The sequence below is a fragment of the Actinomadura rugatobispora genome (genome assembly GCF_042656285.1).
In the GTDB taxonomy this organism is placed as follows: domain Bacteria; phylum Actinomycetota; class Actinomycetes; order Streptosporangiales; family Streptosporangiaceae; genus Spirillospora; species Spirillospora rugatobispora.
Window position 1 is genome coordinate 11688 of record NZ_JBHSON010000094.1, and the last position, 22006, is coordinate 33693.

General features: G+C 71.3%; 19 protein-coding genes. 8 read left to right on the plus strand and 11 right to left on the minus strand.

Features of this window, described 5'->3' with window-relative positions; all coding sequences use genetic code 11:
• Nucleotides 1-15: 15 nt before the first annotated feature.
• Complete coding sequence (gene dnaJ / locus ACFPZN_RS44330; RefSeq protein ID WP_378288910.1) at nucleotides 16-1149, minus strand: molecular chaperone DnaJ; 1134 nt, start codon at nucleotides 1147-1149, stop codon at nucleotides 16-18.
• Nucleotides 1150-2163: a heat-inducible transcriptional repressor HrcA gene (gene hrcA, locus ACFPZN_RS44335; RefSeq protein ID WP_378288912.1), complete on the minus strand. Its 1014-nt coding sequence runs from the start codon at nucleotides 2161-2163 to the stop codon at nucleotides 1150-1152. It abuts the gene before it with no gap.
• Between the two features lie 118 nt (nucleotides 2164-2281).
• On the opposite strand from hrcA, the gene ACFPZN_RS44340 reads away from it, so the two are divergent.
• Both ACFPZN_RS44340 and ACFPZN_RS44345 read left to right on the plus strand, forming a co-directional pair.
• Nucleotides 2282-3145 (plus strand): DUF3097 domain-containing protein, encoded by an 864-nt coding sequence (locus ACFPZN_RS44340; RefSeq protein WP_378288914.1) that lies wholly within the window; start codon nucleotides 2282-2284, stop codon nucleotides 3143-3145.
• A gap of 128 nt (nucleotides 3146-3273) precedes the next feature.
• Nucleotides 3274-3888, plus strand: coding sequence for a DUF4870 domain-containing protein (locus ACFPZN_RS44345; RefSeq protein ID WP_378288916.1), 615 nt, complete (start codon nucleotides 3274-3276; stop codon nucleotides 3886-3888).
• Nucleotides 3889-3945: 57 nt separating this feature from the next.
• Here the strand turns inward: ACFPZN_RS44345 and hemW are convergent, their stop codons facing one another.
• Together hemW and ACFPZN_RS44355 are read right to left on the minus strand one after the other, a co-directional pair.
• Nucleotides 3946-5154: a radical SAM family heme chaperone HemW gene (gene hemW, locus ACFPZN_RS44350; RefSeq protein ID WP_378288918.1), complete on the minus strand. Its 1209-nt coding sequence runs from the start codon at nucleotides 5152-5154 to the stop codon at nucleotides 3946-3948.
• A 123-nt stretch (nucleotides 5155-5277) separates the two neighbouring features.
• A complete protein-coding gene (locus ACFPZN_RS44355; protein ID WP_378288920.1) occupies nucleotides 5278-5751 on the minus strand; it encodes an antitoxin YezG family protein in 474 nt (157 codons plus the stop codon).
• A 131-nt stretch (nucleotides 5752-5882) separates the two neighbouring features.
• On the opposite strand from ACFPZN_RS44355, the gene ACFPZN_RS44360 reads away from it, so the two are divergent.
• The 3 genes from ACFPZN_RS44360 to ACFPZN_RS44370 all read left to right on the plus strand — a co-directional run bounded on the left by ACFPZN_RS44360 (nucleotide 5883) and on the right by ACFPZN_RS44370 (nucleotide 8914).
• The gene (locus ACFPZN_RS44360; RefSeq protein ID WP_378288922.1) at nucleotides 5883-6803 is read left to right on the plus strand and encodes a hypothetical protein; all 921 of its coding nucleotides are present in this window, start codon (nucleotides 5883-5885) and stop codon (nucleotides 6801-6803) included.
• A gap of 100 nt (nucleotides 6804-6903) precedes the next feature.
• Nucleotides 6904-8304 carry a hypothetical protein gene (locus tag ACFPZN_RS44365; protein ID WP_378288924.1) on the plus strand — a complete coding sequence of 467 codons (1401 nt, stop codon included), beginning with the start codon at nucleotides 6904-6906 and terminating at the stop codon, nucleotides 8302-8304.
• 256 nt (nucleotides 8305-8560) lie between these two features.
• Nucleotides 8561-8914, plus strand: a complete 354-nt coding sequence (locus tag ACFPZN_RS44370) for a DUF4870 domain-containing protein (protein ID WP_378288926.1) — start codon at nucleotides 8561-8563, stop codon at nucleotides 8912-8914.
• Nucleotides 8915-8992: 78 nt separating this feature from the next.
• Here ACFPZN_RS44370 and ACFPZN_RS44375 read toward each other — a convergent pair whose 3' ends face one another.
• Both ACFPZN_RS44375 and lepA read right to left on the minus strand, forming a co-directional pair.
• Nucleotides 8993-9856, minus strand: a complete 864-nt coding sequence (locus ACFPZN_RS44375; RefSeq protein WP_378288928.1) for a Uma2 family endonuclease — start codon at nucleotides 9854-9856, stop codon at nucleotides 8993-8995.
• A gap of 252 nt (nucleotides 9857-10108) precedes the next feature.
• A complete protein-coding gene (gene lepA / locus ACFPZN_RS44380; RefSeq protein WP_378288930.1) occupies nucleotides 10109-11956 on the minus strand; it encodes a translation elongation factor 4 in 1848 nt (615 codons plus the stop codon).
• A 252-nt stretch (nucleotides 11957-12208) separates the two neighbouring features.
• On the opposite strand from lepA, the gene rpsT reads away from it, so the two are divergent.
• From rpsT to ACFPZN_RS44395, 3 genes are all read left to right on the plus strand, one after another.
• Entirely contained in the window at nucleotides 12209-12475 is a 267-nt protein-coding gene (gene rpsT, locus ACFPZN_RS44385; protein ID WP_378288932.1) for a 30S ribosomal protein S20, read from the plus strand.
• Between the two features lie 159 nt (nucleotides 12476-12634).
• Entirely contained in the window at nucleotides 12635-13180 is a 546-nt protein-coding gene (locus ACFPZN_RS44390; protein WP_378288934.1) for an RNA 2'-phosphotransferase, read from the plus strand.
• A gap of 15 nt (nucleotides 13181-13195) precedes the next feature.
• Nucleotides 13196-13618, plus strand: coding sequence for an SRPBCC family protein (locus ACFPZN_RS44395; protein WP_378288936.1), 423 nt, complete (start codon nucleotides 13196-13198; stop codon nucleotides 13616-13618).
• A 337-nt stretch (nucleotides 13619-13955) separates the two neighbouring features.
• Here the strand turns inward: ACFPZN_RS44395 and holA are convergent, their stop codons facing one another.
• From holA to hutI, 5 genes are all read right to left on the minus strand, one after another.
• The gene (gene holA / locus ACFPZN_RS44400) at nucleotides 13956-14915 is read right to left on the minus strand and encodes a DNA polymerase III subunit delta (RefSeq protein ID WP_378288938.1); all 960 of its coding nucleotides are present in this window, start codon (nucleotides 14913-14915) and stop codon (nucleotides 13956-13958) included.
• Between the two features lie 60 nt (nucleotides 14916-14975).
• Nucleotides 14976-17078 carry a DNA internalization-related competence protein ComEC/Rec2 gene (locus tag ACFPZN_RS44405; RefSeq protein ID WP_378288970.1) on the minus strand — a complete coding sequence of 701 codons (2103 nt, stop codon included), beginning with the start codon at nucleotides 17076-17078 and terminating at the stop codon, nucleotides 14976-14978.
• Between the two features lie 362 nt (nucleotides 17079-17440).
• Nucleotides 17441-18043: a ComEA family DNA-binding protein gene (locus ACFPZN_RS44410; protein ID WP_378288940.1), complete on the minus strand. Its 603-nt coding sequence runs from the start codon at nucleotides 18041-18043 to the stop codon at nucleotides 17441-17443.
• Between the two features lie 1526 nt (nucleotides 18044-19569).
• Nucleotides 19570-20415 carry a DegV family protein gene (locus ACFPZN_RS44415; RefSeq protein ID WP_378288942.1) on the minus strand — a complete coding sequence of 282 codons (846 nt, stop codon included), beginning with the start codon at nucleotides 20413-20415 and terminating at the stop codon, nucleotides 19570-19572.
• Nucleotides 20416-20676: 261 nt separating this feature from the next.
• Complete coding sequence (gene hutI, locus ACFPZN_RS44420) at nucleotides 20677-21891, minus strand: imidazolonepropionase (protein WP_378288944.1); 1215 nt, start codon at nucleotides 21889-21891, stop codon at nucleotides 20677-20679.
• Between the last annotated feature and the right edge of the window lie 115 nt (nucleotides 21892-22006).

The following is a 22006-nucleotide window of genomic DNA, read 5'->3' on the forward strand; positions in this document are numbered from 1 at the left end:
GGCCGCACCGCGCTCCTACTGGTTGAAGACGTCCCGGAGCCTGGAGAACACGCTCCGCTGCCCCGGTGCGAACTTGCCGGGCGGGCGCTCCTCGCCGCGCAGCTGCGCCAGGCGGCGCAGGAGCTCCTCCTGCTCCTCGTCGAGCTTGCCCGGGGTCTCGACGTTGACATGGATGTGCAGGTCGCCGCGGCCGCTCTCGTTGAGATGCCGGACGCCGCGCCCGTACAGCCTGATCACCTGGCCGGACTGGGTGGCCGGCTTGATGTCGACGTCCTCGGCGCCGTCCAGCGTCTCGACGGTGACGCTGGTGCCCAGCGCCGCGGCCGTCATCGGGATCTCGACCGTGCAGTGCAGGTCGTCGCCCTCCCGCTCGAAGATCGCGTGCGGCTTCTCCACGATCTCCAGGAACAGGTCGCCGGGCGGGCCGCCGCCCGGGCCGACCTCGCCCTCGCCGGCCAGCTGGATGTGGATGCCGTTCTCCACGCCCGCCGGGATCTTGACCTTGACGGTGCGGCGGGTGCGGACCCGGCCGTCCCCCGAGCACTCCTGGCACGGGGTGCGGATCACGCTGCCGAAGCCGCCGCACTGCGGGCACGGCCGGGCCGTCATGACCTGGCCCAGGAACGAGCGCTGCACCTGCTGCACCTCACCCCGCCCGTGGCAGGTGTCGCAGGTGTCCGGGTGGGTGCCGGGCGCGCAGCCCGAGCCACTGCAGGTGGTGCACGCCACCGCCGTGTCGATGGACAGCTCGCGGGTGGTGCCGAACGCGGTCTCGTCCAGGCCGAGCTCCACCCGCAGCGTCGCGTTGCGGCCGCGGCGGGCGCGGGTGCGCGGCCCGCGGGAGGCCGCGCTGCCGAAGAAGGCGTCCATGATGTCGCTGAACGGGAATCCGGCGCCGCCGAAGCCGCCCGCCCCGGCGCCCGCGCCGCCCGGTGCGAACGGGTCGGCGCCCAGGTCGTACATCTCGCGCTTCTTCGGGTCGGAGAGCACCTCGTAGGCCTGGGTGATCTCCTTGAACCGCTCCTGGGTCTCCGGGTCCGGGTTCACGTCCGGGTGAAGCTCCCGGGCCAGCCGGCGGTAGGCCTTCTTGACCTCGTCCGGGCTGGCGTCGCGGCGGACGCCGAGGGTCGCGTAGTAGTCGTTGGCCACTTACGACCCCGCCAGGATCTGTCCGACGTAGCGTGCCACTGCCCGTACCGCTCCCATCGTGCCGGGGTAGTCCATGCGTGTAGGCCCGAGCACTCCCAGCCGGGCCAGGGTCATGTCGCCGACCCCGTAATCGGCGACGACCACCGAGGTCGATCGGAGCCCCTCGTCGGGGTTCTCGGTGCCGATCCGCACCGTAACTGTAGAGGAGTCGCCCGTCTCCCCGAGCAGCCTCATCAGGACCACCTGCTCCTCCAGCGCCTCGAGCACCTCGCGCAGGCTCTGCGAGAAGTCCACCGCCGCCAGGTTGGCCGCGCCGGCGAAGACGATCTTCTCATCGTGCTTCTCCACCAGCGTCTCCAGCAGCACCGAGAGCACGGCGGCCGTCACCGGCCGGTCCTCGGGCTGCACCCGGTCCGGCAGGTCGGCCACCGCGGCCGGGACCTCGCCGAGCCCGCACCCGTCCAGGCATGTGTTGAGCAACGCCCGCAGGTGCCCGATCGATTCCTCGGACAGCTGCGCGGGCGCCTCGATCAAGCGCTGCTCGACCCGCCCGGTGTTGGTGATCAGGACCAGCAGCAGCCGGTGGTCGGCCACCGGGACCAGTTCGACGTGCCGGACCGACGAGCGGGTGAGCGAGGGGTACTGCACCACCGCGACCTGCCGGGTGAGCTGGGCCAGCAGCCGCACCGTGCGGCCGACCACGTCGTCGAGGTCGTAGGCGCCGGTGAGGAAGGTCTCGATCGCGCGGCGCTCCGCGCCCGACAGCGGCTTGATCGTCGACAGCCGGTCGACGAACAGCCGGTAGCCCTTGTCGGTCGGGACGCGGCCCGCGCTGGTGTGCGGCTGGTGGATGTAGCCCTGCTCCTCCAGCACCGCCATGTCGTTGCGGATCGTCGCCGGGGACACGCCGAGGTTGTGCCGGTCGACCAGCGTCTTGGACCCGACCGGCTCGTTGGTGGACACGTAGTCCTCGACTATGGCCCGCAGGACCGCGAGTTTCCTGTCGTCGAGCACGTGGTCACCTCCTCTGCCCCCGGTACTGGCACTCCATACTTCCGAGTGCCAAGTGTACGGCCAGGCGAGCCGCATTCGGAGATGCCGGACCGCCCGGGCTCTCGTTAGAGTCCTGAACGTGCAGAGCAAGGACTACGGCGACGACGTTCTGGCGGGCGACTGGCGGCGGCCCCGCAAGGGGACCATCCCGGAGATCCCGGCCGAGAACGGCCTGGTCGCCGAGGACCCGGACAGCGGATTCTGCGGCGCCGTGGTCGGATGCGACAAGTTCGGCGTCACGCTCGAGGACCGTTTCGGCAAGCGGCGCGTGTTCCCGCTCGCCAAGGCGGGGTTCCTCATCGACGGCCGGCCGGTGACGCTCGTCCGTCCCACCGGAGCGGCGCCGGGGTCCCCGGGCGGCGCGGGTGGAGCCGGCGGCGGCCAGGGTCGGCCGGTGCGGTCGGCGTCCGGGTCGATCGCCGTGCGGGGCCTGCGCGCACAGGTCGCCAAGGAGAGCCGCATCTACGTCGAGGGCGTCCACGACGCGGAGCTCGTCGAGAAGATCTGGGGCCACGACCTGCGCGTGGAAGGCGTCGTCGTGGAGTACCTGGAGGGCGTCGACGACCTCCCGGCCATCGTGGACGAGTTCGCGCCGGGCCCGGGACGCCGCCTGGGGGTGCTGGTCGACCACCTCGTCGAGGGCTCCAAGGAGAGCCGCATCGCCGCTCAGGTGTCCTCGCCCCACGTGCTCATCACGGGCCACCCCTTCATCGACATCTGGGAGGCCGTCAAGCCTTCGACGGTGGGAATTTCCGCGTGGCCGCGCGTCCCCCGCGGCGTACCCTGGAAAGAAGGTGTGCTCACCGCGCTCGGCTGGGGGGACGACGTGCGTGCCGGATGGAAACGGATCCTCGGATCGGTCGCCACCTACACCGACCTGGAACCCTCCCTCCTGGGCCGTGTCGAAGAGCTCATCGACTTCGTCACCGCGCCGGAGCCCTGAACCTCCTGACCGCACCGCGCCATCCAAGGGGTGGCGGCACCTATCTATCTCCATATCGCCAACTGCCCGATCAGTCCCCGCGCCTTAGATCGATCGCCTCCGTCAGCGACCCCCACGAGGAGAACGCGATGTCGTACGGGCCTCCGGAACAGCCAGGGTACGGACAGCAGCAGCCGGGCCACGGTCAAGCCCCGCACGGGCACGATCCCTACGGGCAGGACCCGTACGGGCAGGGCGCCGGGGGGCAGAACCCCGGCCAAGGCCAGCAGCCCGGGTACGGTCAGGCGCCCGGGTACGGACAGGCCGGTCACGACCCCGGCTACGGGGCCTACGGGCAGGCTCCGGGGTACGGTCAGGCCCCGGCCTACGGCGGCCAGATGCAGCCCTACGGCGCCCCCTATGGGCAGGGCGCGACGTCCGACGAGCGCACCTGGGCCCTCATGGGCCATCTGGGGCAGTTCCTGCTGGGGTTCATCGCCCCGCTGCTGCTCTTCCTGATCAAGAAGGACGAGTCGGCGTTCCTGCGCCACCACGGCGCCCAGGGCCTCAACCTGGCGATCAGCCAGACCGTCTACCTGATCGTCAACCTGGTGCTGAGCGTGGTCACGCTCGGGATCTGGCTCATCCCGACGCTGGCGCTGGGCGTGGCGCAGATCGTCTACCTGATCCTGGCCGCCGTGGCGGGCAACCGCGGCGAGTGGTACACCTTCCCGACCATCATGGCCTGGCCCATGATCAAGTAGGCCGCGGACCTGGTCGGGCACGCCCCGGCCCGGCCCGGCCCGGCCCGGCGCGGCCGGTCAGGTGAGGTCGCGGACGACGGCGTCGGCGAGCAGGCGGCCGCGCAGGGTGAGGACGGCGCGGCCCCGCTCGTACGGGCCGGGCTCGACGAGGCCGTCGGCGATGGCGCGCCGTACCGCCGCGTCGTCCAGCAGGCCGGCCGGGCAGCCCTCGGCCAGCCGCAGTTCCAGCATGACGCGCTCGATGTGCCGGTCATCGTCGTCCAGGACCTCGCGGGCGTGCGCGGGCGTGACCTTCTCGGCCAGCCGGGCGGCGTACGCGGCGGGATGCTTGACGTTCCACCAGCGGGTGCCGCCCACGTGGCTGTGCGCGCCGGGCCCGACGCCCCACCAGTCGGCGCCGGTCCAGTAGAGGAGGTTGTGGCGGCAGGCGGCGTCCGGGGTCGCGGCCCAGTTGGAGATCTCGTACCAGCTCAGCCCCTGGGCGGACAGCAGTTCGTCTGCCATGAGGTAGCGGTCGGCCATCGCGTCGTCATCGGGCGGGGTCAGTTCCCCCCTCCGCACCTGCGCGGCCAGGCGGGTCCCCTCCTCCACGATCAGCGCGTAGGCGGACACGTGGTCGGGGCCTGCCGCCAGCGCCGCCTCCAGGGAGGCCCGCCAGTCGTCATCGCTCTCACCCGGAGTGCCATAGATCAGGTCCAGGTTGATGTGCTCGAAGCCGGCCTTGCGCGTCCAGTCGACGACCTGGGGGATCCGGCCCGGGGTGTGGGTGCGGTCCAGGACGGCCAGCACGTGCTCGCGCGCGCTTTGCATGCCGTACGAGACGCGCGTGAACCCGTTCTCCCGCAGGCGTTCCAGGTAGCGGTCGTCCACCGATTCCGGGTTGGCCTCCGTGGTGATCTCGGCGTTCCCGGCCAGGCCGAACTCGGCGTCGATGGCCCCGAGGATCCGCCCCAGGTCTTCGGGAGGCAGCAGGGTGGGTGTGCCTCCCCCCACGAACACCGTTTCCACGGGCAGGTCCGCGTCGCCCAGCACACGGCGGGCCAGCCGTACCTCCTCGATCGCCGTCTCGGCATAGGAGTCACGGCTCGCCCCGGGGCCGAGCTCTGTGGCGGTGTAGGTGTTGAAGTCGCAGTAGCCGCACCGCGTCACGCAGAACGGGACGTGCACGTAGAAGGCGAACGGCCGCTTCCCCAGCCCGTCCAGGGCGCTCAGGGGCAGCGCACCATCGGCGGGTACCGGGTCACCGTCGGGCAGGGTAGAGGGCACCCTTCAAGTCTGCCCCGCCCGACGCCCTGCTCCGTCCCGCGCCGCCGCGTCCAAGGCGAGCCGACCAGGGCCCAGGGATACACAGCGCCCGGCCGGCGGCCCCGGGGGCGGGCGCTTCTGCCGTTAGCGGCGTGGCCTGAGGGTCGTGATGCCGTGGGCGCCCTCGCCCAGCTTGTCGCGGAGCCAGCCGGGGATGTGCTCCTCCGAACGGGGGAAGCGTTCGAGGTCGAGGGCGTAGGCGGACGGGGTCAGAGGCGGTCTGAACTCGGGTTCGCCGTCGTAGTCGAACTCGGCGCTGAACCGGCCGCCGCGCTCGATGTCCAGCCGCGCGGTGAACCACGCGCCCTGCCCCCGCCGGTACATCACGCGGCGCAGCTCGTCCATCCTGCCGACCGCCTGGCCCGGCGGCATGGCGGCGCGGCTCTCGCCCCCCGCGCCGACCACCTCGAACGAGGCGCTGTCGATGCCCACGGTCGCGCGGAACTCGAATCCGAGCCGTTCCCACCCGCTGGGGGCGGCCGAGCGCAGCGCGCGGACGGCGCCGTTCACCGCTGCCCGCTCCTTGGGAGAGCGCAGCACCTGCTCGGAGTGGGTCACGATCGAACCTCCGGAACCATAGTGGCCACTGCCCCGACCGTACCGATCCGGGGTCCCGCGCCAAGCGACCGCCGCCGTGTCGTGGCGAACCTTGGCTCCGGCAAGGTCTTTTGGACGGATAGGGTCGCCGGGTGGCTGATCAGGGGGCGGTGAAGTACGGGCGGGTGCCCACGCGCGTGCTGCTGTACGGCGAGCCGGAGGGCTGGGGCTACACGGTCGTCGACCAGCACGAGGGCGAACAGCACTTCCCCCTGAGCGGACCGGGCGTCTCCTGGCAGCCTCCAGGGCGGGCCGAACGCGACCCCGAACCCCCGTGGTGGCGGCACCGCCTGGGAGAGACGGCCGAAACCCTGCGCGACCACATCGGACGGGCGCTCACCGACCAGACCTTCCTCGAACTGGGCGCGGAGGCGCAGATCGCATGGTTCGCGGTGGACGACCCCACCTCCTGGGAAGGCCTGGTGACGCTGGGAGACCCCGACCCCGCACGGTTCCCGGGCAAGGTGCCGCCCTTCGTGGTGACCCTGGAGCCTGGACGCGGCGCCGTGCTCCCGAACGCCCACCTCCTCTTCTCGACGCTGGCCTCCGACGCGTGGACGACCCTGAACGCCGTGTCCGAACAGTGCGGCACCCCTGCGCCCAAGGCGTCCTTCCTCTGCGGGTACACCGACCACCGCAGCGTCCGTATCGGCCGGGGCGGTCTCCACGTCTCCACGCTGTGCCTGGAGGACGACACCGAGCGGATAGCCGAGATCCACGGCTCCCTGGGCCCGGGCTGGAGCGGCAACCCGGAACTGCGGCTACGGCTGGACGGCATCGACCTCCTGAACGAACCCGCCGACGATGTCGTCGCGTTGTTCCGCGGCCTCGGCCATGACGTCGCTCCCAAGGGCCGTTACGGCTTCCACGTCCCCGCCATGGGATTGACCCTGCACCGTCCGGACGCCGCCACCGCCGGCAACGGCGGCGGCCCGGCGAATCCCGAGGAGCGCTTCACCGGTGCGTCGCTGAGTTTCCCCAGCACTCCGGCGTTCTGGTTCCTGAACCGCTAACGCCATCCCCGGACGCCCCCAGGCGACGCCACGGCCCCGACACCCACGAGGGACCCGTTCGTCACCTGACCGCAATCCTGGGTCCTTAGGTTCGCGGCCCATGAGAGCCCGTGCGCGTGACACCGCCGCCCTCGCCCTCCTCGTCGCCGGCGGCGTGCCCCTGCTCGTCCACTCCCCCGCCCTCGCCTCCGCTCCGGGCACCCTCGTCGTCGAACGCGACGGCCCCGCACGCACCATTCCGTTCACGGCGGCCCGGGACGGTGAGGCGGTCATCCGGTTCGCCGCGGCCGCTCCCGCCGTCTCCTGGGCCCGCCAGGGCGCCGAATCGGCCGTCCTGGCGATCGACGTGGACGGCCGCCATGTCACCGATCTCGTCGTCCCCGGCCTCGAGGCGGTCCCGCGAAGCCTCGGGCTCGGCCACGTGCGGCAGGGCGAGCACCGGGTGACCCTGCGGTTCCTCAACGCCAGCGCGCCCGCCGCACGGCGCGTCACCCTCGCACGGCCGAAGGTGCACATGCCCACGGCCGACCAGACCGCCCTCCGGCACGCCCCCGTCGTCGTGGGACGAACCGGGTGGCCCTTCGGCGACCCTTACCAGAACGTCCGCACCGACACCCCGCTCATCGCCTGGCACGAGTCACGGCCCGCGGCCACGGCAGGCCACCGCGTCCTGGAGTACTCGGTGGTGTGGAGCAACGAGGACGGCGGCACCGACAGCCCCGCCCTGATGGCCAGGTGGGGGCGCACGACCGACGTGGAGTGGGTCTACCGGGTCGAGGTGGACGAGACCGGCCGCAGGGTCGAAGGGACCGGCGTCTACCAGGGGCCCCAGCACCTGACGCTGAAGTTCACCGGACGCTACGAGGGCGACCATCCCGTCCTGCAGACCTGCACGTCCAACAACAACATGTGCGATGTCATCTCGCCCGGGGCGCCCCTGCGGTTCCTGCCCGACGCCTCCAGGACGCGCCCCGCCGACCGCGCACGCGAGGTCGTCATGGACCGCGAGCCCTGGACGTACCGCGTCATGGCCCAGGAGATGCTGCGCGAGGGACGCGTGGAGAAGCCCTCGGACCCGGACACCCGCGAGGTCGGAAACCCGCGCACCTACCTGTTCGTGGAGCTGGCCAAGAAGACCGGTGGCCCGACCCAGGGTTGGGGCTCGGCCCCAGGGGTGACCCTCGGCGTGCGGCTCAAGGACGACACCTCCCGCCTCTACCGTTCCGACCACGGTGAACGCACCTGGTCGATCGAACGCGACGGACCCGCCGCCACCACGATCGAACTGCCCGCGGGCACCACCGTGGACGACATCGCGGGCATCGAGGCCGTCCGGCAGCCCGTGGGCCTGGGCGACAACGGCGCCCCGGCCACGGTCACCGCACTCCACCGGGGCTTCTTCCTCGGCAGGACCTACCTTCCCCGGCCATCGGCCATCACCTGGAACGGATCCGTCACCCTGACCCCGCAGACCCCGGTGGCGACGCTCTGGCGAAGGTGAAACCCCAAGAATCAGCAAAGCCGACGAAACCGGCAGGCGTTCGCCGAAGTCGATCGAGACCGATCGGAAAGGGTGAACTTCCGGCGCCTCCGGGGAGTCATAGAATTCACCAAAGGTCTCAATTCAGAGCCAGAGCGTTCCGCAACGCCAAGCGGACTCGGAGAGGACACGCGCCATGGCCTACGGGCCTCCCCCGTCGCCCGGCTACGGTCAGCAACCAGGCTGGCAGCAGCCGCCTCCTGGAGGCACGCCCCCCATGCAGGGGCACTACGGCCAGGTGAGTCACGACGACAAGACCTGGGCCCTGATGGCCTACGTCGGCCAGTTCCTGGTGGGCGCGATCGCTCCCGCGGTCGTCTTCTTCGGCAAGGGCCGCTCGGCCTTCGTCCGCCGCCACGCCGCGCAGGGCCTCAACATGGGCCTCGCCGCCATCGCCGTGTGGATCCTCGGAGGGCTGCTCTCCCTGGTCTTCGAGCCGTTCATCTGGCTGCCGCTGGTGTTCACCGCCGCCGTCATGTTCTTCCTGGTGTTCGCGGCCAGGGCGGCCAACCGGGGCGAGTTCCGCCCTGTCCCGTCCGTGGTGGCCTGGCCCCTGTTCAAGACCAGGTGACCCCTTAGCCGGGCCGCACACGCCCCTGCCCAGGCGGGCAGGGGCGAGCGCTCTCAGGCAGCTCAGAGGAACGCGGCCTCAGGACGCCTCGACCTCGACGGGACGGCGCGACCTGTCCTCGCCGTCGTCCAGGGCGTGCTCCTCGACGTCCCGGCACTCCTCCTCCACGTCGCGCCCGCGCCCTTCGGGCCCCGGACGGCGCGCGGGGCCGGGCAGGACCGTCATCGTGCCCGGCTCGCCCGGCGGCTGGTCGAGGCGCACGACGCGGCCCGGATAGGCCCGGGCCGCGATCTCCACGTCCCGCTCGTCCCAGGCGCCGTAGAAGACCGGGCAGCCGTCCCAGAGCTCGACCTTCTCCGCGCCGGTCGGCCAGCGCCGCCCGAAGGAGTCGATGAGGATCGGCTCCTCGCTGCCCGGCAGGTCGGGGCCCGCGGCGTGCGTCGTCACCTGCTCGGACAAGGCGATCATCCTCCTGGGGGCGACCCGGCGCGGCAGCCGGGCGAAGATCTGGTCGGGGGCGATGGAGATCGGGAACGGGCGGGTCAGCGTGCGGGTCTCGCCCCACGCGACACGGGCCTCCTCGGCGTACCGGGCGTCGTCGCCCAGCTCGAACACCACGACCTCGGGCTCGTCGTCGCGGACGTCCACCACCCAGTACGAGGGCACTCCGAACCGCTCGTACAGGGCCTTCTTGGGTCCGAGATCGATCGCGCGCGAGATGTCCGAGGTCACCTCGACGGCCAGCAGCGGCGGCCCCAGCACCGAGCACGCCGACGCCCCGGCACGGTCCTTCCGGAACACCGCGAGATCACAGCGCGCCCAGGTGCCCTCGCCGAGCCGCAGCCCGGCACCCGTCGCCGACCTCTGATCCGCCTTCTCCGCCAGCCCCACCGGCACTACCAGGGCGGCCACGAGAACCTGATGCAGCAACGTGTGGTTCACGACTCCCAGTGTCCTCCCGTGGACACAAGGTCACCGTCACTTTGCCAATTCAAGGGAAACAGCCACGCACCCACCCACGTCCACCTTGTCTGACCAGCGAAAAGACCGGAGACAAGGGGAATGGGCCACCGGCAGCAAAGACCTACAAACCCCTACACGCCCGCCAAAACCCAAGAATCGCGCAAACGGCCCAAACCGTTCAAACAGGCATCCGGGTGCCCCCGCACAGCCCGGTGCCGGGGGGCGGTCGTCCTACTTCTTGCCCTTGTCCGCCGGGGACGCCTCGCCGGTGGACAGGGCGGCGACGAAGGCCTCCTGCGGCACGTCGACCCGGCCGATCGTCTTCATCCGCTTCTTGCCCTCCTTCTGCCTCTCCAGGAGCTTGCGCTTACGGGAGATGTCGCCGCCGTAGCACTTGGCCAGGACGTCCTTGCGGATGGCGCGGATGTTCTCGCGGGCGATGATCCGGGCGCCGATGGCGGCCTGGATCGGCACCTCGTACTGCTGCCGCGGGATCAGTTCCTTGAGCTTGGAGGTCATCATCAGCCCGTACTCGCGGGACTTGTCGCGGTGGACGATCTGGCTGAAGGCGTCCACCGACTCGCCCTGCAGCAGGATGTCGACCTTGACCAGGTCGGACTCCTGCTCGCCGCTGGGCTCGTAGTCGAGCGAGGCGTAGCCCCGCGTGCGCGACTTCAGCTGGTCGAAGAAGTCGAAGATGATCTCCGCGAGGGGCAGCGTGTAGCGGATCTCGACCCGGTCCTCCGACAGGTAGTCCATGCCCAGCAGCACGCCCCGGCGCCCCTGGCACAGCTCCATGATCGCGCCGATGTGCTCGCTGGGGGACAGCAGCGTCGCCTTGACCACCGGCTCGTACACCGTGCCGATCTTGCCCTCGGGGAACTCGCTCGGGTTGGTGACGACGTGCTCGGTGCCGTCCTCCATGACCACCCGGTAGACCACGTTCGGCGCGGTCGAGATCAGCGACAGGCCGAACTCGCGCTCCAGCCGCTCCCGGACGATCTCCATGTGCAGCAGCCCGAGGAAGCCGCAGCGGAACCCGAAGCCCAGCGCGGCCGAGGTCTCCGGCTCGTAGATCAGCGCGGCGTCGTTCAGCCGCAGCTTGTCGAGGGCGTCCCGCAGCTCGGGGTACTGGTCGCCGTCCATCGGGTACAGGCCGGAGAACACCATCGGCTTGGGGTCCTGGTAACCGCCCAGCGCCTCGGGCGCCGCCCGCGAGGCGAGGGTCACGGTGTCGCCGACCCGCGCCTGCCGGACGTCCTTCACCCCCGTGATCAGGTAGCCGACCTCGCCGACGCCCAGGCCCGCCACCGGCTTGGGCTCGGGCGAGATCACCCCGACCTCCAGCGTCTCGTGCGCGGCGCCCGTGGACATCATCAGGCTCTTCTCGCGCCGGGACAGATGCCCGTCCATGATCCGCACGTAGGTGACCACGCCGCGGTAGGTGTCGTAGACCGAGTCGAAGATCAGCGCGCGGGCCGGGCCGTCGGGGTCGCCGACCGGGGCCGGCACCGTCTCGACGATCCGGTTGAGCAGCTCGGGGACGCCCTCCCCGGTCTTGCCGGACACGCGCAGCACGTCCGAGGGGTCGCAGCCGATGATCCCGGCCAGCTCCTCGGCGTACTTGTCGGGCTGCGCCGCGGGCAGGTCGATCTTGTTCAGCACCGGGATCAGGTGCAGGTCGGCCTCGATCGCCAGGTACAGGTTGGCCAGGGTCTGCGCCTCGATGCCCTGCGCCGCGTCCACCAGCAGCACCGCGCCCTCGCACGCCGCCAGCGAGCGCGACACCTCGTAGGAGAAGTCGACGTGCCCGGGGGTGTCGATCAGGTTGAGGACGAAGTCCGTACCGTCCGCGCCGGTCCAGGGGAGCCGCACGGCCTGGCTCTTGATCGTGATCCCGCGCTCGCGCTCGATGTCCATGCGGTCGAGGTACTGCGCGCGCATCTGCCGTTCCTCGACGACCCCCGTGAGCTGCAGCATCCGGTCGGCGAGCGTCGACTTGCCATGGTCGATGTGCGCGATGATGCAGAAGTTGCGGATGATCGCGGGGTCGGTCTTGTTGGGCTCAGGCGCTGGCACCGGGGTCCGTTCGCAAACTCACTGGTGGACAGGGAACGATGGCATGGTCAGCCGTATCCCATGGTCCCATGCCCGGCTCGATGCTCCGTACGCGGGCGGGTTTGGGCCCGTGCCGCGTGATTGGTAGGCTGTGCGACTGCGTGTGGCGTACCGTCGTGCCTCGGGGCACCGTCGCCCCGTCTATCGAACGTTGGAGCCTGCCGCCCGCTGCGCGGCAGGCGAGGATCGCAACCAAGGCTGAGGCACTACGACGTGGCTAACATCAAGTCCCAGATCAAGCGCAACAAGCAGAACGAGAAGGCCCGCCTGCGCAACAAGGCCGTCAAGTCCGAGCTGAAGACGGCGATCCGCAAGTTCCGCGAGGCCGCCGACGCCGGCGAGGTCGAGAAGGCCGTGGTCGCCCAGCGCGACGCCGCCCGCAAGCTCGACAAGGCGGTCAGCAAGGGCGTCATCCACAAGAACCAGGCCGCCAACCGCAAGTCGGCGATCGCCAAGCGCGCCGCCGCGCTCCAGGCCTGAGACAGACTCCTGTACGGCCGGGGCCGCCCCTGAAAGCGACCCCGGCCCACAGTGCTGCTCTTCGTCCCCGCCCGGACTCAATTCCGCGCCGGATCAGCGGCCATGGGTCGCCGCGTAAATGAACTGCTCGCGGGGCCCTTTACGGCTACGGTCATCACCATGGACGAGCGCCGCCTGGTGAAGGTCTCCAAGTACCTCTCCAAACACCTGCGGCACCAGCCCGAGCGCATAGGACTCACTCTCGATCCGGCCGGTTGGACCGACGTCGACGACCTGCTCCGGGCGGCCGCCGCGCACCGCTTCCCCATCACCCGGGACGAGCTCGACCATGTCGTGGCGGCCAACGACAAGCGGCGCTTCGCCTTCGACGACACCGGCGAACGGATCCGCGCGAACCAGGGCCACTCGATCCCGGTCGACCTCGGTCTTCCGGTGACGGAGCCGCCGCCCGTCCTGTACCACGGCACGGCGGGGCCCGCGCTGTCCGAGATCCGCCGCGACGGCCTGCGCCCGATGCGCCGCCACGCCGTCCACCTCTCCCCCGACCGGGAGACCGCGACCCGCGTCGGCGCCCGCCGCGGCCGGCCGGTCATCCTCACGATCGACGCCGCGGGCATGGCCGCCGCGGGCCACGAGTTCCGCGTCAGCACCAACGGCGTCTGGCTCGTCGACATCGTCCCCCCGGAGTTCCTCACCATCCCCTGAACGAACGGACTCGCGATGCGCTTCGAGATCACCGTGGACATCGACGCCCCCATCGAGACGGTCTGGGGCCACCTCGTCGACGTCGAACGCTGGCCTCAGATGACCGAGTCGATCACCCGTGTCGAGCGCCTCGACGACGGCCCGTTCGGAAAGGGCTCGAAGGCCCGAGTCCACCAGCCCAAACTCCCGGCGGCCGTCTGGACGGTCACCGACTTCGATCCCGGCCGCGCCTTCACCTGGGAGTCCCGCAGCGCCGGAGTGGTCACGACGGGCGCTCACATCCTCACCGAGTCCGCCGGCACGGTCTCCGCCCGCCTCACCCTCGACCAGAAGGGCCCCGCCGCCCCCTTGATCGGCCTCCTGTACGGCCGCCTGACCCGCCGCTACGTAACCATGGAAGCCGAAGGCCTGAAAACCATCTCCACCCCCCAAACGTAACCCCACCCCAAAAAGCCCCACGAACGCGCTACCGCAAAGCACACGCACACGGTGCCGGACGGCACGCAGACCTGATGCCGGGAAAGCACGCACACGCGCTACCGCAAGACACGCAGACCTGACAGCCGCAAGGCACACGGACCTGGTGCCCGCCAGGCACGCAGACGTGGCACCCGGAAGGCATGTGGACGTGGCGCCCAGAAGGCACACGGACGTGGCACCCGGAAGGCATGTGGACGTGGCGCCCAGAAGGCACACGGACCTGGTGCCCGCAAGGCATGTGGACGTGGTGCCGGAAGGCACGGGGTGAGAGTGGTAGGAGGGGGTCGGCGGGCGGTCAGCGGGATTGGCGGGCGGCGACGATGTCGGCGACCGTTTTCTCCAGGGCGTAGGCGGGGTCGGCGGCGCCTCCCTTGACCTGGGCGTCCGCCTCGGCGACGGCGCTGAGGGCGCGGGCCACGCCGTCTCCCGACCAGCCCCGCAGCTGCCGCTGCACCCGGTCGATCTTCCAGGGCGGCATGCCGAGATCCTTGGCGAGGGCCGCGCCCCGGGCTCCTCGCGGGGCTCCGCCGACCTTGGCCAGGCCTCGAACGCCCTGGGCGAGCGCGCTCACGATCAGCACCGGTGCGACGCCGGTCGCCAATGCCCAGCGCAGTTGTTCGAGCGCCTCGGCCAGTTGCCCCTCGATCGCCTTGTCGGCGACGGTGAACCCGCTGACCTCGGCCCGCCCCCGGTAGTACCGGGCGACGGCCGCGTCGTCGACCTTGCCCCCGGTGTCGGCGACCAGCTGGCTGCAGGCACCGGCCAGTTCCCGCAGGTCGTTGCCCACAGCGTCGAGCAGGCTGCGGGCCCCGTCCGGCGAGATCTTCCCTCCGGCGCGCCGGATCTCGCCGCGCACGAAGTCGATCCGCTCCCCCACCTTGGTGACCTTGGGGCACGACACCTTCCGCGCACCGGCCTTGGACAGGCCGTCCACCAGCGCCTTGCCCTTGGCCCCGCCGTGGTGGACGGCGACCAGCGCGACATCCTCCGCGGGCCGCTTGGCGTATGCGAGAACCTCGGCGGTGAGGTCCTTACCCAGGTCCTGGCCTGAGCGCAGGACGAGGACCTTGCCGCCGCCGAACAGGGAGGGGGAGGTCAGCTCGGCCAGCCGGCCGGGTTCGAGCCCGCCCGGCCCCAGGTCGATCACCTCGGTCTCGGGGTCCTCGGCGCGCGCGGAAGCGACGATGTCACCGATCGCCCGTTCCACGAGCAGTTCTTCGTCTCCCACGATCAGGGTGATGGCATCAGCTGGCACCCCAGCAGCATGCCACGCCGCGCTCCCTGTTCACGCCCTCGCCGCCGACCGGGCATCGTTTCAGCGGCGGGTGACCACGGACAGGCCGGTCGCGGTCCGGACGACGGCTATGTCTCCGCTCTGGTCGGTGCGGTGGATGCGGGCGCCCTGGGTGCGGAGCAGGGCGAGCGTGGGCGGGGACGGATGGCCATAGTCGTTCTCCTTTCCGGCGGAGATGATGGAGATCGAGGGGCGGGCGGCGGCGAAGAAGGCCGGATCCTGGCTGCGCGAGCCGTGGTGCGGGACCTTCAGGACGTGGACGGGCGGCACGCTCGGGGCCAGTGCCCGCTGGGCGTCGATCTCCGCGTCGCCTGCCAGGAGTGCGCTGAAGCCGGGGCTTCGGGCGACGAGCACGATGCTCGCGTTGTTCATCTCGGTGCCGTCGTCGGACGGGGACAGCCGGGGCGTGGCCGGGGGCGGGCCCAGGACCGTCAGGCTGAGCCGTCCGATGTCCCAGCGTTGCCCGGCCAGGGCAGGCCGTACGGTCAGGCCCCTCGTATAGCGGGCTTCGCGACCGAACCCGGAAGGCGTGATCAGTGCCATGCGGACGGTCCTGCCGCGTCTCACGCCCGCGGTGCCGCCGATGTGGTCGGCGTGCGGGTGGGTGAGGACCAGTATGGAGATCTCCTTCACGCCGAGACGTTTCAGGCAGCCGTCGACGGGCCGGGGGTCTGAGCCGGTGTCGACGACGACGCCGCTGCCCGTCCCGCTGGCGAGGACCAGGGCGTCGCCCTGACCGACATCGCAGGCGACCATGGCCCAGCCGGGCGGCGGCCATCCCGGGGCGGCCACGCGGAGGGCGATGACGGCGATCATCACTCCGGCCATGACGGCGACGGCGATCAGGCGCAGCCGGCGGCTCCGCAGGACGAGTAACGCCACGGCGGCGGCGATGATCAGGCTCGCCGCGCCCAGGCCTCCGCCGCGCCACGGGATGGTCGCGTACGGGAGGTCCGCCGCGGTCCGGGCGATGCCCGCGATCCAGCCGACCGCGAACCCGGCAGGCCAGACCAGGAGCCGGGCCGGCGGCATCGCGACGAGGGCGACGACCGCCGCGAGGGCGCCCAGCAGCGTGGCGGGGGCGACGGCGGGAGCCGCCAGCAGGTTGGCGACGATGGCGATCACTCCCACCTCTCCTGAGAGCATGACCAGTACCGGGGCGACGGCGACCTGCGCTGCGGCGGCGACCGCGAGGGCGTCGGCGATGGGGCCTGGGACGCGGGTCCTGAGCCGTTCCCGCCACGGAGGCGCGAGGAGCAGGAGTCCCGCCGTGGCGAGCACCGACAGGATGAAGCCGTACGAGCGGGCCAGGGCCGGATCGATGAGCACCAGGATCAGCACGGCGGCGCCGAGCGCGGGTAGCCCTTGGCGGCGCCGGCCGGTCACCAGGGCGAGCAGTCCGACGAGGCCCATGACCGTGGCCCGCAGGACGCTCGGCTCAGGCCGTGCCACCACGACGAACGCCAGGACGGCCGCCACCGCGAGGACCGGTGCGTGGAACCGCCCCAGCCCGGCGAGCCTGCAGAGCCCCAGGACCGCCCCGATGATGATCGCCAGGTTGGCCCCGGAGACGACCAGCAGGTGGGCCAGGCCCGAGGTGCGGAAGTCCTCCGCCAGTTCGGGGGTGAGCCGCGAAGTGTCGCCCACGACCATGCCGGGGAGGACGCCCCGCTGGTCGGGCGGCAGCCGCTCCGTCGCCTGGCGCAGGCGCGCCCGTACCGTCTCGGCGGCGCGCTGCACGGCCGAGGGGCCGCCGAGCGTGGCCGGCGGGCCACGGACGAACACGGTGGCCGCCAGTAACTCGGCCCGCCGGGGCGGCGCCGCACGTCCGTTCAGCCGCACCCGCTGGCTGGGCAGCAGCCCGAGCCAGCGCCGGTCGTCCGCGATCAGGAGCACCGGCACGCGGACGTGGATCCGGCGGTCGCGGACAATGACCGCCTCGACTCTGGCCCGCGCCAGGATGGTCGGGCGGCCGGGCCGGACCACCGCCTGCGGTTCCGTGGTCAGCACGGCCTCGACGATGGCGTGCGCGTGGTCGCCGGCCAACTCTCGTACCGGGCCCGAGCCCACTGCGGAGGCGCGCAGGCCCACCGCCGCGGACGACGCCGCGACGCAGGCGAGCATCACGCCCGCCACGAGACGCCCCGAGCGCCCACGCATTCCCGACGCGAGGCTTCTGCCAAACCCGTGCAGCCTGCGCCTGATGTCGAGCGCTGGGGTATTTCCCCCTCTCCAGGAACTGGACTCTTGCGCGCGACGATTCGGCGGAGGGGCCGGGTGCCTGCCCGTCGTGTCGGAGGGCCGCGCCCACTTGTGCCACAGCGCCGGGCGTCGTGGGTAAAGGAGCGCCAAAGCCGCCACACCTGACACCACCGAGACCGTGAACACCACGACCGGCGACGCGCCAAGCGTGAGGGCGGCGGCCAGCCACGTCGCCAGGGCAGGCCCGACCAGGCGCAGATCATGCTTCGGAGGCTCGTCCTGTGTCATACGCGCACCAGGCTTCTGAGATCGGCGAAACGCCTGGAGCCGATGCCGGACACCTCCTGGAGCTGATCCACGGAACGGAAGGCGCCGTGTTGCGTGCGATAGTCGACGATGCGCTGAGCCAGCACCGGACCGACCCCCGGAAGTTGGTCGAGCTGTTCGACCGTCGCCGAGTTGAGGTCGAGCGGCCCCGCCGTTCCGGGCGCGGCTGCGCCGGAGGACGGCGAGGGGTTGGTGGGTCCAGCCGCTTGGGCGGGTTGCGGGGCGCGTACACCAACGGGGATCTGCTCGCCGTCGACCAACTTCCGGGCGAGGTTGAGGGATCCCGTCGCGGCGCCCGGCCGGACTCCACCGGTGGCTTTGATCGCGTCGGCCACGCGGGAGCCGCTCGGGAGGCTGACCACACCGGGGCGCCGCACCTTGCCGTACACATGGACGACGACCTGCGAACCCTGGGACGCGGGCACGGACGTGGGCGGCGCCGAGGCCAGCGACGGCCCCGCCGCCTGTTCCGGCACGGGTACCGGTTGGGGCTGGGGACGCGCCATCCAGAAGTAGGCGCCAGCAGCAAACGCCGCGACGACCCCGCAGATGACCAGCACGCGCGCTCCGGGAATCCCTGGGTCGAGCCGGTCCCGTCCGAAGGAACCACGGGCGCTTCCAGGAGGCTCCGCTCTCTCCTCTCGTCCCTCGGCCTCCAGGAAATGTGCCTCTTCCCAGTGTCTGACCCCAAGTCGCTGGCCCAGGCGCGACGACGATCTCGTCCGCACTCGCTCATCGGACGATGGCGGCTCCAGCAGGCCAACACCGCCTGTCGCCTCGTTCGACGGCCCCTGCGCCTCCGAACGACTCCACGGCCGTGGGCGGCGCCCTCGATCCTTGGTCTGCTCCTCAACCATCGAAGATCGCCGCAGCGGCCAAGGTCTTGAAGAAGAGCGCGAAACCGCCTCGCTCAACGCCACCGGCTCACCGGAAAGCCCCGGAGTTTCCGCGCCTTCCCCCAGCCGGTCATGCCGCCGAGCCGAGACAGCCGTCGGCGAGGGGCTCGACTCCCCTGACGGCACATCCAGAACTTCGGCGGACTGCGGCGCCCGCGACACGCCCTGGCCGCTCCGGTGGGTCTGCCACTCCTCCGAAGGGGCCTGCGACCCGCCCAAGGAAGACCGCGACACGTCCGACCGGGCCCCTGGCACGTCCGGACCGAATTGCGGCACGTCCAACTGAGCCTCCGGCACATCCAGAGCCGAACCGGACTGCACCCCGCCCGGAGAAGGTCGCGACCAACGCGACTGCGACACGTCCAGACGAGACTCCAACACCTCCGAACGCGACGGCACCGGATCCCGGAAGGGCTCCGAACCCTCGGGTCGGGGCCGCAGCGCACCTGAACCAGGTTGCGGCGACGCCGAACGAGGTTGAGACGTGGCCAGACCCGACTCCAACACCTCCAGACGAGACGGCTCCTCTGGACGAAACCACGGCACCTCCGAACGCGACTGCACCACGTCCCGGTAGGGCCGCGAACCCTCCGGGCGGGGCCGCAGCACACCTGAACCAGATTGCGGCACGTCCGAACGGGGCTGGGACGTGGCCGAACGCGACTGCGGCACGTCCAATGAGGACTGCGGGAGGTTCGAGTCGGTCTCTTGGTCGGTGTGGTCGGGATGAGGCTCTGGATCGGCGGGATCTGGCGCTTCGTGCGACCACCAGGGTGACCATTCCGGAGGAGGCGGTGGAATCACTCCGTCCGAGGTGGCTGGCACCTCCGATGGCATCGGCTCTGGCGAGGTGGTTGGGTCCTGGCCTTCCACCCCAAGTCCGAGTTCGGCTGGTCGCGGGTAATCCGGGAACAGGTGTGGGAGAGAAGAAGGTGATTCCTTCTCTGTCTGTTGCGGGGAATCGGGCTCTTCAGGCGGACGCGGTCGTTCTGGAAGAGCTGGGCTCTGATCTTGGTCTGCCTGGTTTGACCGGGACGGGGATGAACGTAAATGGGCGGCGGGCGGAAGATCGTTCTTTGCAGGTGGGGGCACTGCGGGAACGAGGCGCTGGGTGGTCGGGCGTTTCATTCATCCGACGGTAAGGAGCCGGGCGGGGTAGCGGCAGAGGGCCCGGAAATTGTGGATAACTCTCAGAGATGGGGTGCCACGACGACGCCCAGCATCCCGGGGCCGACGTGGGCGCCGATGACCGGACCGACCTCACCCACGTACACATCCCCCACGTGGGGAATGCGCTCGCGGAGATTCTGGGCGAGGGTTTCGGCTCGGTGGGCCGCGGCGAGGTGCTGGACGCCCAGGTCGACGGGGCGTTCACCCGCCTCGGCCACGGCGAGTTCGGTGAGCCGGGCAAGGGCGCGGGAGGAGGTGCGGACCTTCTCCAGAGGAGCGATCTTGCCGCCGTCAATGCCGAGAAGGGGTTTGACCATGAGGGCGGACCCGAGCAGGGTGGCCGCCGCGCCGATCCGGCCGCCGCGGCGGAGATGCTCGAGGGTGTCGACGTAGAAGAGCGACCGCGACAGCTCCGCGCGGCGTTCGGCGGCGGCGACCACGTCGGCGGCCGTCGCACCGTCGAGGGCGGCCGCCGCGGCGGAGAGGGCGGAGAAGCCCAGGCCGAGCCCGATGGTGCCCGAGTCGACGACATGGACGGGGACGGGGGCGTCCTCGGCGGCCAGACGCGCGGCCTCGACCGTGCCTGACATCGCGGCGGAGAGGTGGACCGAGACGACCGCGCTCGCGCCCCCTCCGGCCGCGGCCTTGAACGCGTGGGTAAAGCGTTCGGGGGCCGGGCGGGATGTGGTGACGGGCTGCCAGTCCTTCAATGCCTGGGCCGCCTCCGCGGTGGTGACCTCGCCTTCGTCCCGCAGCTCGGCGCCGATCGCTATCTGGAGCGGGACGACGGTGAGGCCGTGCCTTTCGGCCAGACCGGGCGGGAGGTAGGCAGTGGAATCCGTGACGACCGCGACCGCGCTTCCCATGGCAGGAGATTACTCCTCGGAACAGGGTTCAGGGTGACCATGATGTATCGCTGTGTAACGGGCGGATAGCCGCGCATCCCCTCTACCCGATGCGGCGGACGCTGAACGCGTAGGGCGTCCTTGGTGGGATCCCGGGCACTCCCGCCGGGCCGCACCGCACACGCGTCCGAACGGGCCAGCCGCTACATCTTCTCCTAGTGGTGGTTCAGCAGCCTCAACGAGCGTGGGAGTGCCGGCACCGACCCTTCTGGCGGGCTGGGGTCAGGCTTGGACGGGGACGCCGCCTCGCCAGACTCTCAGGGCTCGGAGGCCGAAGGCCCACGCGAAGGCGCCCTCGTGGTCGGCGTCCCACAGGACGATGTCGGCCAGCATGCCCGGTGCCAGGGAGCCTCGGTCGCCGACGCGCAGCGCGGAGGCTCCGCCGAGTGTGGCGGCGCGCAGGGCCTCGGTGACGCTCAGGCCGAACATGGCGACCGACAGTCCGATCACCAGGGGCATGGAGGTGATGCCGCACTGGCCCGGGTTGTGGTCGGTGCCGAGCGCGACGGTGACGCCGCGGTCGAGCATGGAGCGGACCGGGGCGGGCGGACGGGCGCTGTTGAGGGCGCTGCCGGGGCAGACGGTCGCGGTGACCCCGGCGTGCGCGAGGGCCTTGATGTCGTCGTCGTTGGCCTGGGTGAGCAGGTCGGCGGACGCGCAGCCCACCTCGGCGGCGACCTGGGCGGCGCCGACGCGCTCGTTGGCGCAGGCGTGCATGCGGGCCTTCAGGCCGGAGCGCTTGCCGGTGAGGAGGAGGGCGCGGGCCTCCTCGGCGGTGAAGTGGCCCTCGTCGCAGTAGACGTCGATGCTGTCGGCGCCGGCGACGGCGGCGTCGCCGGCCCACTGGCGGACGGCCTCGATGTAGTCGCGGCGGCGGCCGAAGAACTCCGGCGGGAGGATGTGGGCGGCCAGGAACGTGGCGTGGATCCTGGGCATGGACGGCTCGCCCTCCAGCGAGCGCAGCATGCGGATGTCGGCCAGTTCGCCGTCGCGGGTGAGGTGGTAGCCGGTCTTGGCCTCGACGGTGGTGGTGCCCGCGAGGATCCACTGGCGGAGGCGTTCGCGGACGCCGTTGCACAGCGTCCAGGGGTCGGTGCCGCGGGTGACGGTCACGGTGGAGTTGACCCCGCCGCCGGCCGCGGCGATCGCCGAGTGGGACGAGCCGCTGGTGCGCATGGCCAGCTCGGCCCAGCGGTTGCCCGCGTACACCGGGTGGGAGTGCGCGTCGATCAGGCCCGGGGTGACCAGCCCGCCGCCGAGGTTCTCCACGTGGTCGACGTCGACGATGTCGTCGATGATGCCGGGCACGCTCTGGGGCAGGTCCGCGGCGGGGCCGGCCCAGACGATCCGGTCGTCGTGGATGAGCACGGCGGCGTTGCTGCAGACGTCGGTGCCCGTCCAGAGTCTTCCGATGTTCGTCAACAGCCGTACCGTCATAGGGTCACCGGCCCGGAGCGGTCGGGGCGCCGTGCGAGGGCGCGGAACGGGTGGCCGTGACGGGGCGGGACGGGCGCCGGTGGAACGCGCCATCCGCCTGCCTGGGCGGCCCGCT